This is a genomic window from Priestia sp. FW507-14D1A, from assembly GCF_058781295.1.
On record NZ_JBYSWQ010000006.1, the window covers coordinates 22,607 to 36,455 of the forward strand.

The 13,849-nt window shown below is 37.6% G+C and carries 21 protein-coding genes; 6 read left to right on the top strand and 15 right to left on the bottom strand.

Features of this window, described 5'->3' with window-relative positions:
• On the bottom strand, positions 1 to 485 hold a 485-nt coding region (locus AC3WJG_RS19595), incomplete at its 3' end, for a hypothetical protein (RefSeq protein ID WP_492588494.1).
• 103 nt (positions 486 to 588) lie between these two features.
• Here AC3WJG_RS19595 and AC3WJG_RS19600 point away from each other — a divergent pair.
• Positions 589 to 834, top strand: a complete 246-nt coding sequence (locus tag AC3WJG_RS19600; protein ID WP_028408810.1) for a hypothetical protein — start codon at positions 589 to 591, stop codon at positions 832 to 834.
• Between the two features lie 10 nt (positions 835 to 844).
• On the opposite strand, the gene AC3WJG_RS19605 is transcribed toward AC3WJG_RS19600, so the two are convergent.
• The 5 genes from AC3WJG_RS19605 to AC3WJG_RS19625 all read right to left on the bottom strand — a co-directional run bounded on the left by AC3WJG_RS19605 (position 845) and on the right by AC3WJG_RS19625 (position 3,135).
• Positions 845 to 1,042 (bottom strand): hypothetical protein, encoded by a 198-nt coding sequence (locus AC3WJG_RS19605; protein ID WP_102813126.1) that lies wholly within the window; start codon positions 1,040 to 1,042, stop codon positions 845 to 847.
• 345 nt (positions 1,043 to 1,387) lie between these two features.
• The gene (locus AC3WJG_RS19610; protein WP_034275938.1) at positions 1,388 to 1,639 is read right to left on the bottom strand and encodes a hypothetical protein; all 252 of its coding nucleotides are present in this window, start codon (positions 1,637 to 1,639) and stop codon (positions 1,388 to 1,390) included.
• A gap of 21 nt (positions 1,640 to 1,660) precedes the next feature.
• Positions 1,661 to 1,861: a hypothetical protein gene (locus tag AC3WJG_RS19615; RefSeq protein ID WP_225049698.1), complete on the bottom strand. Its 201-nt coding sequence runs from the start codon at positions 1,859 to 1,861 to the stop codon at positions 1,661 to 1,663.
• A gap of 590 nt (positions 1,862 to 2,451) precedes the next feature.
• Positions 2,452 to 2,640, bottom strand: a complete 189-nt coding sequence (locus tag AC3WJG_RS19620) for a hypothetical protein (protein WP_014460480.1) — start codon at positions 2,638 to 2,640, stop codon at positions 2,452 to 2,454.
• A gap of 84 nt (positions 2,641 to 2,724) precedes the next feature.
• The gene (locus AC3WJG_RS19625) at positions 2,725 to 3,135 is read right to left on the bottom strand and encodes a hypothetical protein (protein WP_028408813.1); all 411 of its coding nucleotides are present in this window, start codon (positions 3,133 to 3,135) and stop codon (positions 2,725 to 2,727) included.
• A 160-nt stretch (positions 3,136 to 3,295) separates the two neighbouring features.
• Between AC3WJG_RS19625 and AC3WJG_RS19630 the strand changes: the two genes are divergently transcribed.
• Together AC3WJG_RS19630 and AC3WJG_RS19635 are read left to right on the top strand one after the other, a co-directional pair.
• Entirely contained in the window at positions 3,296 to 4,027 is a 732-nt protein-coding gene (locus AC3WJG_RS19630) for a polysaccharide deacetylase family protein (protein WP_098249908.1), read from the top strand.
• Between the two features lie 464 nt (positions 4,028 to 4,491).
• Positions 4,492 to 4,656: a hypothetical protein gene (locus tag AC3WJG_RS19635; protein WP_013056680.1), complete on the top strand. Its 165-nt coding sequence runs from the start codon at positions 4,492 to 4,494 to the stop codon at positions 4,654 to 4,656.
• 123 nt (positions 4,657 to 4,779) lie between these two features.
• Here AC3WJG_RS19635 and AC3WJG_RS19640 read toward each other — a convergent pair whose 3' ends face one another.
• Complete coding sequence (locus AC3WJG_RS19640) at positions 4,780 to 5,475, bottom strand: peptidoglycan-binding protein (protein WP_098333311.1); 696 nt, start codon at positions 5,473 to 5,475, stop codon at positions 4,780 to 4,782.
• A 122-nt stretch (positions 5,476 to 5,597) separates the two neighbouring features.
• On the bottom strand, positions 5,598 to 6,347 hold the full coding sequence (locus AC3WJG_RS19645) for a Cof-type HAD-IIB family hydrolase (protein ID WP_102813125.1): 750 nt from the start codon (positions 6,345 to 6,347) through the stop codon (positions 5,598 to 5,600).
• A gap of 245 nt (positions 6,348 to 6,592) precedes the next feature.
• On the opposite strand from AC3WJG_RS19645, the gene AC3WJG_RS19650 reads away from it, so the two are divergent.
• Positions 6,593 to 7,435, top strand: a complete 843-nt coding sequence (locus AC3WJG_RS19650) for a sulfurtransferase (RefSeq protein ID WP_492588496.1) — start codon at positions 6,593 to 6,595, stop codon at positions 7,433 to 7,435.
• Positions 7,436 to 7,510: 75 nt separating this feature from the next.
• Here the strand turns inward: AC3WJG_RS19650 and AC3WJG_RS19655 are convergent, their stop codons facing one another.
• From AC3WJG_RS19655 to AC3WJG_RS19670, 4 genes are all read right to left on the bottom strand, one after another.
• A complete protein-coding gene (locus tag AC3WJG_RS19655) occupies positions 7,511 to 8,155 on the bottom strand; it encodes a FusB/FusC family EF-G-binding protein (protein ID WP_337134059.1) in 645 nt (214 codons plus the stop codon).
• A 135-nt stretch (positions 8,156 to 8,290) separates the two neighbouring features.
• Positions 8,291 to 8,560 carry a CD3324 family protein gene (locus tag AC3WJG_RS19660; protein ID WP_028408819.1) on the bottom strand — a complete coding sequence of 90 codons (270 nt, stop codon included), beginning with the start codon at positions 8,558 to 8,560 and terminating at the stop codon, positions 8,291 to 8,293.
• Positions 8,561 to 8,936: 376 nt separating this feature from the next.
• Positions 8,937 to 9,065: a YuzL family protein gene (locus tag AC3WJG_RS19665; protein WP_013056674.1), complete on the bottom strand. Its 129-nt coding sequence runs from the start codon at positions 9,063 to 9,065 to the stop codon at positions 8,937 to 8,939.
• A 65-nt stretch (positions 9,066 to 9,130) separates the two neighbouring features.
• Positions 9,131 to 9,811: a class I SAM-dependent methyltransferase gene (locus AC3WJG_RS19670; RefSeq protein ID WP_028408820.1), complete on the bottom strand. Its 681-nt coding sequence runs from the start codon at positions 9,809 to 9,811 to the stop codon at positions 9,131 to 9,133.
• Positions 9,812 to 9,915: 104 nt separating this feature from the next.
• Here AC3WJG_RS19670 and AC3WJG_RS19675 point away from each other — a divergent pair, with 104 nt between their 5' ends.
• Positions 9,916 to 10,140, top strand: a complete 225-nt coding sequence (locus tag AC3WJG_RS19675) for a DUF3892 domain-containing protein (protein ID WP_013056672.1) — start codon at positions 9,916 to 9,918, stop codon at positions 10,138 to 10,140.
• Positions 10,141 to 10,152: 12 nt separating this feature from the next.
• Positions 10,153 to 10,299, top strand: coding sequence for a hypothetical protein (locus tag AC3WJG_RS19680; protein ID WP_013056671.1), 147 nt, complete (start codon positions 10,153 to 10,155; stop codon positions 10,297 to 10,299).
• A 305-nt stretch (positions 10,300 to 10,604) separates the two neighbouring features.
• Here AC3WJG_RS19680 and AC3WJG_RS19685 read toward each other — a convergent pair whose 3' ends face one another.
• The 3 genes from AC3WJG_RS19685 to AC3WJG_RS19695 all read right to left on the bottom strand — a co-directional run bounded on the left by AC3WJG_RS19685 (position 10,605) and on the right by AC3WJG_RS19695 (position 13,754).
• Positions 10,605 to 11,480 (bottom strand): helix-turn-helix domain-containing protein, encoded by an 876-nt coding sequence (locus AC3WJG_RS19685; RefSeq protein ID WP_014460489.1) that lies wholly within the window; start codon positions 11,478 to 11,480, stop codon positions 10,605 to 10,607.
• Between the two features lie 436 nt (positions 11,481 to 11,916).
• Positions 11,917 to 13,008, bottom strand: coding sequence for a bifunctional diaminohydroxyphosphoribosylaminopyrimidine deaminase/5-amino-6-(5-phosphoribosylamino)uracil reductase RibD (ribD, locus tag AC3WJG_RS19690; protein ID WP_060747433.1), 1,092 nt, complete (start codon positions 13,006 to 13,008; stop codon positions 11,917 to 11,919).
• A complete protein-coding gene (locus AC3WJG_RS19695; protein ID WP_028408822.1) occupies positions 13,005 to 13,754 on the bottom strand; it encodes a GTP cyclohydrolase II in 750 nt (249 codons plus the stop codon). Before AC3WJG_RS19695 ends, ribD begins: the two co-directional genes overlap by 4 nt.
• Positions 13,755 to 13,849: the final 95 nt, after the last annotated feature.

The following is a 13,849-nucleotide window of genomic DNA, read 5'->3' on the forward strand; positions in this document are numbered from 1 at the left end:
TTCACAGCTGAAGCATCTTCAATTGTGCCAATGTGGATGTCACCTATGCTAAAAGTTGATTCTAGAGCTTGATCAGGTTCCCTCATTTCTTCCATATGGGTTAGTGTATAAGGGACACTTCTTTCATTAATTTTAACTGATATTTCAGAAGGACCCTTTTCTTTATTTTTTGCTTTATTATTCTGACTATCCGATTTTCGATTGACATCAGAGTCATTTGTTATTTTTTTACCTTTCTTTCCTGGCGCTTGATATTGATTCGTTTGCGAAGGAAAAGTATTACCAATATTCAACGTTCCACTAAGTTCTTTTACATCAATGTGCTCTAAATAATAAGACAGTTCGTCCAAGTTTAGTGTTTGAACGTTCTTTATATCTAAATGAAAAGAATGGACCGTTTTTTTTGAAAGTTCATTCATGTTTTTTTCTAAATCTGTAAGCCTTTTTTCAATGTTTTGGAGTATATTCAGCACCTTTTCATCCATAGAGTTTGACCCCTTATTTGATTTAACACTTTTAGCCCATCTACAACATATAATAGTGTATTAGATGACTTCTATTAATGTCTCATATGTATCGGGAGGAATTATGAAAATACATCTTCGTTCTCCTCAGATCGTTTTTGATGATCTCACCGTAAATGCGGTTAAAAACAACGCAGGAGTTTTTATAGGGAAGAATGTGCAACAAAATTGGGAAACTACGATCAGCAGCAGTAATTCAGGTTTTGGAACAATTTTGGGAGATGATAATCAGCTATCCTATAACACACATCTTGTTCTTGGTGAAGATGATATAAATGATTCTTTTGAACAGGTCAGAAAGGAGGATTGACTCTACGTTTTTATTCATCATTCTTTTTAGGGATTTTTGCAATGGTGGTATTATTTAAAATTTTATTAGAATCACCAACTACTTTTCCGAAACCATTAGAAATTCGACTTTTATGATTCCACTTATATTGAATATTAACGCCGTAAAATAGGCCTGAACTATTTTGAATTTTATTTACTTTAATCGAATGATAGTGAATATTAGCCATAGACAACACCTCACAGACAGAAGTTTGCTTCATCACATTCAATATAAAACTGAAAATACATTATCTTATGTCTAAACTCTTATCTGTTTACCTCAAATTGAACGTCTCTTTAATCATTTGAGCTTTTACGTCTTTTCTATGATACTTACTCCATTTACGATAAAAGTATTCCTGTCATTACCTTTTAGTCTATGTTAATAGCTGCGATTACATCCTAAAATAAGCTAGCAAAAAACCATCTGTATAAAAGATGGTTTAACTCTATTACTAATCTATTCTCGCCACTCTGACAGAATAATTAATAGAGTGCTTAACCGGGTATTTGCAGAACCCGTTTTTCCTCATTTAACTTTGTGTAACAGGGGCGTTGTTGACATCTATATTTTCAGAAAAATAGGAATCAACGACGTCATTATCGTTAATGATATTTACAATTTGAGAGGCAAAGTTATTATAGCCGATTATTTCACCAAAACCTGTATTACTTTTCCAATTTACTTGCCAATCTGATTGAGTATTTTCCCCTGTGAAAATACCAGAATTAGTAGAAATATACGTAACATTAAGATTAGTAAATTTTATAATCAACTTTTTCAACTTCTTTCATCTTCTTTTTCCCTAGAATTGAGAAACTGGCTGAGGATTAATATTTTCCGGCTGGGTAATTGGAATGTCACAAACATCTTGATCATTAATGATATTCGTACTGCCCAGTATAGCTGAATTTACAGAAAATCCGTTTCCTAAGTTAAATTTACCTTGGGAATTCCAATCTGGCTGGCTATTTTGACCCGAAGCAATTACTGAATTGGAAACCATACTTACCACATTTATTTGGTTGAAAATGACGGAAACAGGCATTAGTCAATTCCTCCGTTTTCTAAAATTTTAATGTAGTATATGCTTCCTTCTAAAGTATGGTTCAATCGATTTTCTGCAATCAAAAATGTTAGTTAGGTCTTACAATTATTCATTATACCTACTCTTCTTACAAATCGTTTTACACTGCCCTTAATCAGCAAGCCTGAAGGGAGGAATTTATTGATTATCCTTAAGAAAAAAAGTATTTAGTTATCTTTGTGCACAGCTATGTTTTTCTTTTTAATTTGCATTTAGAACATAGTTTTATCAAATAAATAAAGGGATTTAGACATAACAAAATCGATCTACAGACAAACAAACGAGATAAATGGTCTAGTATGGATCGCTTGTTTCACCACTGTTGATTTCCGTACAAGACGTTGCTTTCCGCGGGCGGCCGATGAGCCTCCTCGCCGCTGCTGCTCCTGCAGGGTCTCACCTCTTCCGCTTTTCCCCCAGAAGTCTTCACCCTACCAATGAAAAAATCCGAACGCGTTTGATTCTCCATCAAGAATCAAACGCGTTCGGATTTTTTTGTCTCAGTTTTTTTAAAGTTCTTTAATATATTCAATCACCGAATCTGGAAATTCGTTTCGAATTCCGCAATTCCCACAGTAAAATCCGCTATATTCGTCTGTCGCAACGTACTGTCTTAGAAGAAACAATGTTAACCTGTTTGGGAGACCGCATTCTGTGCAAAACGCCAGGTATTTGCTGCGCTGTCTGTTTGCTGACATACGTTTCATCCTTTCGATTAACTATAGAAAGCGTTTTCTTATTTATATGGAGCTTTCTTATTAGTTTATGACAGCAATTACGGTCTACCTCCAATTATTGTCGCGACGAGAAGGGCGGAATAAACGCAGAATTAAATTAATTATAAGCACAATAGCTAAAATGTTAATTAACAACCCAAAAATCCCGCCCAGTGCACCCATATGACCAAGCAAACCGCCAAATAACATCCCTGCCAGACCGCCATAAAGCAGTCCACGAGCGAACCCTCCTCGTTTTGAACGGGTAACCCCTCGATTTACAGTTCCATTTCTGCGGTTTGAAAAATTAGACCTCGGCTCATTTTGCCTAACACTTGGCTGTCTATTAAACGACCGCTTCCCTGACCGGTACGACCTTGCACTTACGTTATAGTCATCGTGATAGGAAATATATTCAGCTAAGGGAGATAAACTTAGCGAAAAAATCAATGCTACGGCAATCATTATTTTTTTCATCTGCTTTTTCCTTTCTTCACCTAATAGTAACTGTTTATTATAGTGCGCTGTTTCATGCATATCATACGTTTTGACACAAAAGGGAAATTCAGCTTCATACAAAATTTTTAATCGGGTATCATAACGTTATACTTTGCCCTAGAAAGGAGCGTGCATGTACATGATACGAAGAATTAGCATACTGCTTTTCACACTGTGCTTCTTATTTAATGGAGCCCTTGCTGCACTATGTAAAGCGGAACAAGTAAAAAATGTAGAAGTGCGTGACCGTTTGCTTTATCAAGGTAATAACCAACTAAAGCAAACCGCCCTAACATTTGATGATGGACCGGATCCTCGCTTTACTCCACATGTATTGGATCAGTTGAAAAAGCATGGTATTAAAGCAACCTTTTTTCTTATCGGGGCAAAAGCTCACGAACATCCTGAGCTGGTGAAAAGAATGGTAGCTGAAGGTCATGCCGTTGGGATTCATACCTATTGGCACCCCAATTTACTAAAAGAATCTACTGAAAAGTTTCACTGGGAAATTGCCAAAACTCAGGCTATTATTAAAAACATTACCGGTTTTGAAACGCAGCTGTTTCGTCCTCCGTATGGAAATTTAACACAAGAAATGATCAACGAGCTGCCAAATGAAAATGTCTATGCGATTAACTGGTCTTCTGACTCATTGGACTGGAAGCAAATCCCGGAAACGGAAATTACCAATAATGTATTTAAGAACATGCACGCCGGAACAATTGTTTTGATGCACGACGGCGGCCATTGGACCATGGACCTTTCCAACACCGCAAAGTCACTGGATACCATCATTCCTAGACTTAAGCAAGAAGGATATCATTTTGTGACCGTCCCAGAACTTTTGCACATCCCCTATCCAAAAAATTAAGCGCCAAAGAGTTTCTGATTTAGAAACTCTTTGGCGCTTTACGATTTCCCTTGATAGAAAGTGAATATGCCTCTCCTACAAAAAGAGCGTGTCAAAAGATCTAATCCAAATCCATCTTAAAACTCAAAAATATGTCTTATTTCTTCAAAACGTTATCATACTAAAGATACAAAAAGAGGCATTCTTTTTTTGTTCCATCGCTCTACAATAGAGGGAATTTACGGATAACCTCTAAAATAGGTTTTAAGTTGCATGATTAGGAGTAAATATTACTATAACTACTCTCATATTTTTAGACAAGCTGCATATAGATAAAATGAGAGAGTTGAACGTATTCCACATATCCCTAAATTTCTTCTTCACACAAAAAAATTGACGAACTTTTTTTGTCAACAGGTGCGTATAGATATGATAGAATTCCTATATAATGACCTGGATTCATTTCTAAACAAGGAGTTTTGACTATGATTAATGAACAAGAGACGTTGTTATTTATTAAAGAACTTGGCCGCTTGTTGAAAGACTATCAAAACTGTTCAAACGCCTCTGTAAAAAGTGAAATATATAAAGATATCGTGTTGTTGAGCAATGTTATCCAGTTAGATCACGTGAACGTTTCTTACGCTTAGAAAATCTTTTTTATTTCTTTATAAATTTCAGTTTTTCTACTATAACTACAGAAAAGGAAGAAAGGAGACGATTTCCATCCATCTCTTTTCTTCCTTTTCTCGTTATCGGTTTTTTGTGGTTATTTAGAACATAGTTTTATTAAAATTATTGTAGAGTCTTTCGAGTGTCTTCGGTCCAACTATTCCATCTACCTGCAGATAAAGTGCTTGTTGAAAATCTTTTACCGCTTTGAAAGTGGAAGACCCGAATATACCGTCTGCGCCTCCAAAAAGAGAATAACCTAAGTGAATAAGCATACGCTGAATTAACTGTACGTGATTTCCTCGATCTCCGTATTTAATTAACATGCTTGAAGCCTTTGGCGTCTGTGTTTTAGGTACTTTTCCACTTCGAAGCTCCGACAAAGATAAACCGAATGTATATTGAAAATGAGGGTAATCTTTTAAGCTTGTCCAATCTCCTCCCCATTCCAACCCAATCCTTTTTCCTATCTCTCCCGCTTTGTTCCATCTTCGATCAATGGTCCAGTCAACTTTTCCGTCGTTATCAAGCAGCGCAATGTCAAAAGCTAGTCCATAGTTATGATAAGAATAGCCGCCTTTGGCATTAGTCACAATACTTCCTGGTGTTGTTCGGCCTTGTGAATATAGTCTGTGCTGATGCTCTATCGATCTAAATCCTTCAGTGATACTAACAAATATGCTTTCTTTATATGCTTGCCCAATGAGATCGTACGCTTTTTCTTGCACTATTTCATGTACATCTTGCAACTTATTTTCTGCTTTTTGTAACAGCTTGTCTAATGATAAATCACTCATACTCCCCACTCCTTAACTAGATGGCTTCTCCTTATATATACGTATAAGACGAACTCTAAGGGAGGCATCCAGTATCAGTTTATGCGGGAAGCAGTTAAGTGGTGCAACATGTAGAGCTGCTGTTATTTCAGCACCCAGTGGCTGATAGCCTTCGCTACTCCGTTATTGACATTTGTATCTGTCACCCAGTCCGCTGCTTCTTTTACAGCTTCCTGAGCATTTCCCATGGCAATTCCACATCCTGCCGCTTCAATCATAGCCATATCGTTTAAGCTGTCTCCCATAGCAATGACTTCATCCATTGAAATGCCCAAACGTTCACATACGGTCATAATCCCTTTTGCTTTATTGATACCAAGTGCATTAATTTCTAGATTCGTTAAACTAGAGTTGCTAATTTCAAAATCTGAAATGCCTGCTATTTGTTTCAGCACTTCTTCTCGTAAAGCATCATCTGGAATATCGTAGCCAAACTTCAGCCATTCCTGTGAGGAAATATCTTCTGGAAATTCGTCTCTCCACACTTTATCCGTAGTCACAGCCCAAAAGTTAAGCTTATGCTCTTGCGTTAAATTCCACATCTTCTCGATAGAAGAAGCATCAATTAACTTTCGTTCTACAAGCTCTCCAGATTCATCCCAAATTTCACTTCCGTTCACTGTAATAAGGTAAGAAGATAGCTGTAGAGACTGCGCATATTCACGGCATGTTAAAAGAGATCGCCCCGTGCTGAGCACCACATGAACACCTTGTTCTTGGGCTTTAGCAATGGCCTGACGATTTTCTGTAGAAATTTCTTGCTGATTGTTCAGTAGCGTTCCATCCATATCTAGTGCGATCAGTTTAAATTCTTTTTTTTCATTTGTTTGCATCTTTCTCTCTCCTTCTCATCAATAGTAGGTATGACATTACGCTGAGCATTTGACTTACACTATGTAACTCTTATTATAACTGTAGCACAGGAGCATTTCGCTCTGCATCAGATAAGCGTTAAAATGGTCAATTATTCTATGGGGAATAATTGAAGGAAAACAAAATGGCTTTGCCGTAATTTATATATAACGCTTTTCATTTTTAGTTATTTCAACTAGAATTTTGGTAAAAGGATGTGAATGTTATGAATACTATTATTTCACCAGCTGACTTACATACTGCATTACAGCAACCCCAACACTCCATTGTGTTGCTTGACTGCCGATTTACCCTTGGGAATTCTGAGGCAGGCGCAAGCGCTTATCAAAATGAGCACCTCCCGGATGCTCATTATTTGGATTTAGAAAAAGATCTGTCTTCTGTGGCTACTTTGCACGGAGGAAGACACCCGCTGCCTGACGTTCAAAAGCTAGCTCAGAAGCTGGGCAATTTAGGAATTAATGCTGATTCAAAAGTCGTCGTTTATGATGAACAAAACGGAATGATGGCTTCAAGAGCATGGTGGCTACTGCGATATATAGGAATTGAAGACGTACAAATTTTAAATGGAGGTTTTAATAACTGGAAGCAATCGGGATATGAAACAACGAAGAACGTACCAGAAGGTTCTCCTCAAACGTTTGTACCTTTCGTGCAACAAGATTGGGGACTTGCAGGAGTTGAATATGTAAAAGAGAATCTTCATAACCCTAATGTTGTTCTTATCGACTCTCGTGAAAAAAAGAGATATCTCGGATTAGAGGAACCCATTGATCCTGTAGCAGGACATATCCCAGGCGCCATTCATTCTTTCTGGCAAGATGTGTTAACTTTAGAAGGTTTATGGAAAACAGATAAAGAGTGGAAGGAAATGTTTTCAGCTATTGATTCTCACGCTGAAATCATTGTATACTGCGGATCGGGTGTATCTGCTTGCCCTAACGTTTTAGCTTTAAAATCAGCAGGTTTTCCAAATGTAAAATTATATGCCGGCAGCTGGAGCGATTGGATTAGCTATCGTGACAATCCAATCGAGAAAAACAGATAGACAAAGAAGGCTCAGTCTCACCAAAAGTATAGAGGCTGAACCTTCTCTTTTTGTATTCTTCTTATTAGGCGCATGTTATTTACTAAGCCTTAACATAAAATCATGAAGCCGCTCTAAGGTAAGCAAATTTTGATTGCATGCTTCGCTATCTTGACAAATATAATTTCCTCGTTGTGTAAATGTCCCTTGAACAGTTCCTTTGATTTCAGCAGTGAACATACCGACTTCCTCGTAGCTGTGGCAAAGCGTGCATATTCCCTTCTGATTGATAGGTTTAAACGTTCCTTGAATACCTTTTAACTTCTGGGTATCCGGATCCTGCGCTACGATAAACTTTCTGTTTGAGCCTTTATCGATCCAGCTGACATAGGAAATGCTCGTTAGATCAATGCTGTCAGCAGACGGAACTTTTAACTTTTTCACTTTTGGAAATAACTTTTTCACGCCAGCTTCCGTAAAAGATTTAAATGGAATCACGTAAGGCTTTATCGTTTCTAAAAACACCTCTGCTTGCTCTTTATTTCTAACTTCAGCAACTGACAGCAGCACTTCTTCTTGTTCCTCGCTAAGCACATCAAACACATTTAATACTTTTTCTTTTGCAAGAGCTTTTAAAGCCTGCAGCACATCGGAATTGTTTACTGTTCTATGCCCATTGATAAGGATTTGCGTTTGGCTTTTGATAAAATTATATTGATCATTTCTTATAAACGCTTCCACGTTCTTCACTCCTTCTTCATTTAATCAGCTACTTTTTACTTTACAGTACGGATTCCTTTTACGAAATGTAAAAAATAAATCAGAAATAAACTATACCTAAAAAAGCGCGGGCATTCAGTTGCCAGCGCTTGATTTCTACCGTTGCTTTTTATATACAATTTTTTTGATGGTTTCGGTTGATAAAAAGTATTCACGGGCTAGTTCCTCAATTGAAGTTCCTTTTTCAAACAAATTCCTAATCCGTTCGTTTCGCTCGTCAATCAACTTTCTTCCACCAGAGCAAGTTCCCCATTTTCTTTTTGCCTTCTGCGGCTTTGGAATATAAATGGTTTCTCCTTGAATGTATTTTTGAATTTCACTAATCAGCTCTTCAGGTAAAATATTTGTTGCTTTTACATACGTCATTTCTGCCAGCTCCTTATGTGGTTTTGCTTATACAATAAGGGGCAAAGCCGTATATATTAGAAATGAGATATGCGCGGTTAGGCGATGTTCTATTACTAAACCGTCCACCCCATGCAAAGTATCGCCTTTCTAATATCAGGCTTTGCATGAGACGCTGCAGTATCCGGTAAACATCTTTTATTTACCATTTATTACACCTCCACTTTACATCGACTGTAAACCAAGCTTGTAGAAAATTACAATTATTGGCTCAAATTTTATTATAAGCTATCTATATTCTTGCACACAACACCTTCTTATTTATAAAGCTGACACCAAAAATAAAACGAACTTGCAGAGAGCTCGTTGTTCTCCCTGCAAGTTCGTTTTATTTTTGTTATGAACGCTTCTGCTTTTTGTTAGCTGAACTGCTTTGAACACCTTGTTCAGAAGTGGTCGTCCCTTGTCCTTCTACATTTGGTGAACCCAGCTCTGATTTTGAGCGGTCTTTTTTAATTTTACTCATGTCACTCACCTCCAGTTTGTAGTGTACCCTTTGTACAGCTACATATAAGGAGAGGTGTGCTGATTTTATTGTTTCTTAAGCATAAATAGCCATAGAAACGTTAAGGCTTGCTTTAATTCATTTGGGAGCTGTCCAATCAGCTTATCTGGAACATTTCGCTTATATACACCTTCGCCATCGATTACTTCCCATCCATTTTCTTTTGCAAGCTGTTCAAACTCCCACGGCATCATCGTATTGCAAATAACGTCTTCACCATATAGTCTTTGAAAACTATTGGTACGAGGCTGAGCAGTTGGTCCAAGAATACCTACACATGCATATCCTCCTGTTTTTACAACTCGGTGCAATTCCTTCAAAGCTAATCGCGGGTGCTCCGTCCATTCTAGGGCGTTGATTACCATAACCCCTTCTACTGATTCAGAAGACAGCGGAAGCTGCATAATATCAGCTTGAGCGAACGACAAATTTTCACTTTTATGCAGCTGGGATGCTTTTTGAATCATTTCTTCCGATAAATCAAGACCGACTGCTTTATATCCAGAAGCAGCTAGAAGAGACGTTCCAAACCCATCACCGCAGCCCACGTCTGCCACTATACCACCTGATTTAAGATGTTTTTGAATAAATGGAATCACTGTTTTCCGACTTCCGTTTTTCCACATCTCTTCACTTCGGCTATTCCAAAATGAGACTTTTTGATTCCATTCGTCTTGAGCTTGATCATGCCAATTAAATGTTGTCATTTTTTATCCCCTTTGCACTCTTTTCTTTACCTTATCACTTTTTATAATGAATAAAAACGACTATTTCAGCAACCATATAGATGTAAAGGAAGGTGTTTATTTGTATGAAAGAACGTTTCGTTGCAGTACGTAAAAATGCAGACGGCGACCTCTTAGAATTCCAAACGGCTTCAGGAGACGTTTTAACCTATGAAGAAGCGTTAAAGAAAGTAGAAGCCGGGGACGTTGAGCATGTGAGTACCTTTGTAGGGAAAGACGGCGGTACGTATATTCGCAGCATTCCTGACCATGACAAAACAAATAATCTCGATGCATTGCCATCGTTTTAAAGGAGAATGAAGATGACTAAAAAGAATAACAAAGGAAGCGCTAATCAAAGTAACCCAAAAACGCAGCACCATCTTGTTGAAATGGGTGAAGAAATTTCAAGCGGGGATAATTCAAAAGGAAACAAACGCAACAAAGATCAGTCAAGTAAAACACAATAAGAAAAAGCCGTGCTTCTTAGCACGGCTTTTTCTTATTAATGTTGGCTAGGAAGACCTAATGTTGAAAAATCTCCTGTTGCTACGCTTGTTCCAACTGAAGCAACACCTGCTACTAATGTAAATGCTAATGCCATACCGACTAATACTTTTTTCATAATTATTTCCTCCTCTTTCTTTGATTTGACTCTAGTGTATCACAGGATAAAAGTAGATGAATTCCTTTCTATCAGCATTTATCGCCTTAAAACCATGGATTTTCTCCATTTTGATAGAAATTTCTCAAAAATTATAATGATAGGAATATTTTAAACAAATAGAGCTTCAAGTTCTTTTTCTACTAGCTTGACGAATCGCTCATTTCGTTGCAGGGTGAAAATGGTCATAGACTTTTCCATATATTCTTTACCTTGTTCAATTTTACCTAATTTAATTAAGCTCTCTCCTGCTTGGTAATGAAGTTCTCCAAATAAATACATTGATTCGTTACTAATGCACAAATCGATTCCTCGATTGCTATATATTAATGATTCATCATAGTTACTCATATCTCCAAGCGTTTTGGCAAGTGCATTTAAAATTCTAATTTTTATATTTTCGTCTTTTGTTTGGGGCAGCTCATTTAAGCTTTTGAGTGCTGTTTGATATGTATCTAGAGCCTGTTCATACTCTTTCTCTTCATAAAGAATAATCCCAATGCTATTTAAAATTTCAATTTCTCTTTCTTTATAAAACGTTGCCGATTGCTTAGTAAGCTCGATCGCTTGGTACATTTTAGACAGCGCATCTTCTTTGTTGTGATGAATGTAATACACGCAAATCCCTTCGTGCCACATTAAAAATTGCTTGTTCAGCGGGTTTTGAAACAGAGGACTTTCTTTTTCTTTTACAATGATATTATGAATAGCATCATAATCTCTCTGACGAATATATTGACGAATTAACGATTGAACCGCATCTACGTAATCAAGTCGAGGTGATTCTACACTATCAAAAAAGTAGTTAACATCTACGCCAAGGCGCTTAGAAATTTTATAGAGGGTAATGCTTGATGGATATTCTTCACCGTTTTCAATTTTGCTGATTTGCGCTTGTGTACAAATGTCTCTTGATAATTCTTGTTGTGTCAACCCTGCCATTTTGCGAAGGTCTCTCATAACACTCCCAATTCTATACTCTCTCATCTCTTTTCTCACCCTTACTTTCACATAATATATTCTCTCTATAAACATATAGTGCTTTTATTTAGATAGTCAACTGTAAACACGTTAAAAATTTATACGATGTTTCGAAATTGACCATTCCCTATAATAGCAAATTAATCTATAAGAGTAAAATAGTGTATGATTCCTCTTCTCTAAAAAATCCCATAAAAAAAACGTGATTGAGACATAACTACATCAATCCAATCTAAAGACGAACAAATAGGATAAATAATCTGGACTACTTGTCACACCGCCGTTGATTTTCGTGCAAGACTTCGCTTCGCCCTCCAATCAACCGCTAAAAGCATCTGCATCCATGAAACCTCTGTTCACCATAACAGCAAAAAATCCGAACGATAAATCGTTCGGATCTTCCTTCAACTAACATATTTTTGTTCCATTCTCATTCACATTTTTATTTATAAACAGGATATCCAACAAATTTAAAGTCTTTGCCGATTGACGTCACAGAAAGACGCTCCACGTCCACTGCGTCCCACATTTTCTCTACGCCTTTTCCTTCTAGGAAAGTAGGAGCTTCTTTTCCTCCTGAAAGCTTTGGAGCCATATACAGCACCAATTTATCAATTAAACGATTTTCCACGAATGCGGCATTCACTTCGCCCCCTCCTTCAATTAAAAGAGACGACACAAATTTCTCACCTAGTATAGAAAGCATGTCTTCAAGATTTACTTTATCCTCACCGCTTGTAACAAATACTTCGACGCCTTGCTTTTCGAGCTGTTCTTTTTTTTCTTTTGAATAGCCCTGACTTGCAAATACCCACGTTGGAGCTAAAGAATCCGTTGCTAGCTTAGATTCAAGCGGCATGCGCAGCTTTGAATCCATCACAATACGAATTGGACTGCGGCCGCCTTCAATGCGAGTTGTCAGCTCTGGGTTGTCCTTAATGACCGTATTCACCCCTACTAAGATACCCGCTGTTTCATGACGCAGCTGATGTACATCCAAACGAGCTTCCTCAGACGTAATCCACTTGCTGTGAGAAGAAGCAGTTGCTATTTTACCGTCTAACGTAATCGCTGACTTTAATGAAACAAACGGCTTCTTCGTTACAATATACTTATTGAAGACCTCATTCATTTGACGTGACTCTTCTTCACATACACCTGTTATGACCTCAATGCCTGCGTTTTCTAAAATTTTAACTCCATTACCTGCTACTAAAGGATTGGGGTCTAAAGTTGCTATGATCACTTTTTTTACACCGGCTTCAACTAGCGCTTCAGCACAAGGGCCTGTACGTCCGTGGTGTGAACAAGGCTCTAGCGTTACGTAAGCAGTTGCCCCTTTTGCTTGTTCGCCAGCCATTCGCAGCGCGTGAATTTCAGCGTGCGGTTCGCCAGCTTTTAAATGCGTCCCAATTCCAACGATTCGATTATCGTTTACAATGACCGATCCTACAAGCGGATTTGGCTCTGTTTGTCCTTTTGTTGCTTTTGCGTTTTGTAAAGCTATATTCATATAAAATTCGTGATTGATCAAAGAAGAACCTCCTCTTTTAAGTGTCCTGAACGTTTAACTTTAGTATCTAAATACTTTTCATTAAACTGAGATACATCTCCCCAAAGTGGAACGCGCCCTGATAAAAGTGCGCCGTTTTTCTCAAGCGCGATTAGCTTTTTCGGATTATTGGTAATCAGCGTAACCGGTTTTTGGCGCAGCACTTTTAACACGCTGATGGCATCACTATAGCTGCGAGTATCATCTTCAAATCCTAACCCTTCATTCGCTTCTACCGTATCAAATCCGTTTTCTTGAAGAACGTATGCCATTGCTTTGCTGAATAGGCCAATACCGCGTCCTTCATGATTTGCTAAATAAAATAGCGCTCCGCTTCCATTTTCGACGATCATTTTCATCGATTGTTTTAATTGAAAACCGCAGTCGCAGCGTTTGCTTCCGAATATATCTCCCGTATGGCAGATACTGTGCATACGAATGAGTGCCTCATGCGATTCTTGAAAATCTCCGTACACAAGAACACTCGATTGCTGCATGTCAGCTAAATTAGCTCCTTGCATTTTTTCAATAAGCTCTTCCGTACTTAAAGATCCTTCTTTTACATTATCAGAACGCAGCCATGAATACCAACTAAATACTTGTGTCTCACCATCTAGATTCACAGGAAGCGTGATAGGTCCTACTATATAAATAAAATGATCATCATTTTTTACTACGTTAATTTTATCTTTTAAAATTGAAACAACTTTTTCGTTAATCACAGTCATTTCCTCCTCTGATGTGTCTTTCACTTATCTACTATTTTCACATTTTGCTCAATCTCTCACATGAACAACTATTTTTTCTAGCACTTCACTACATT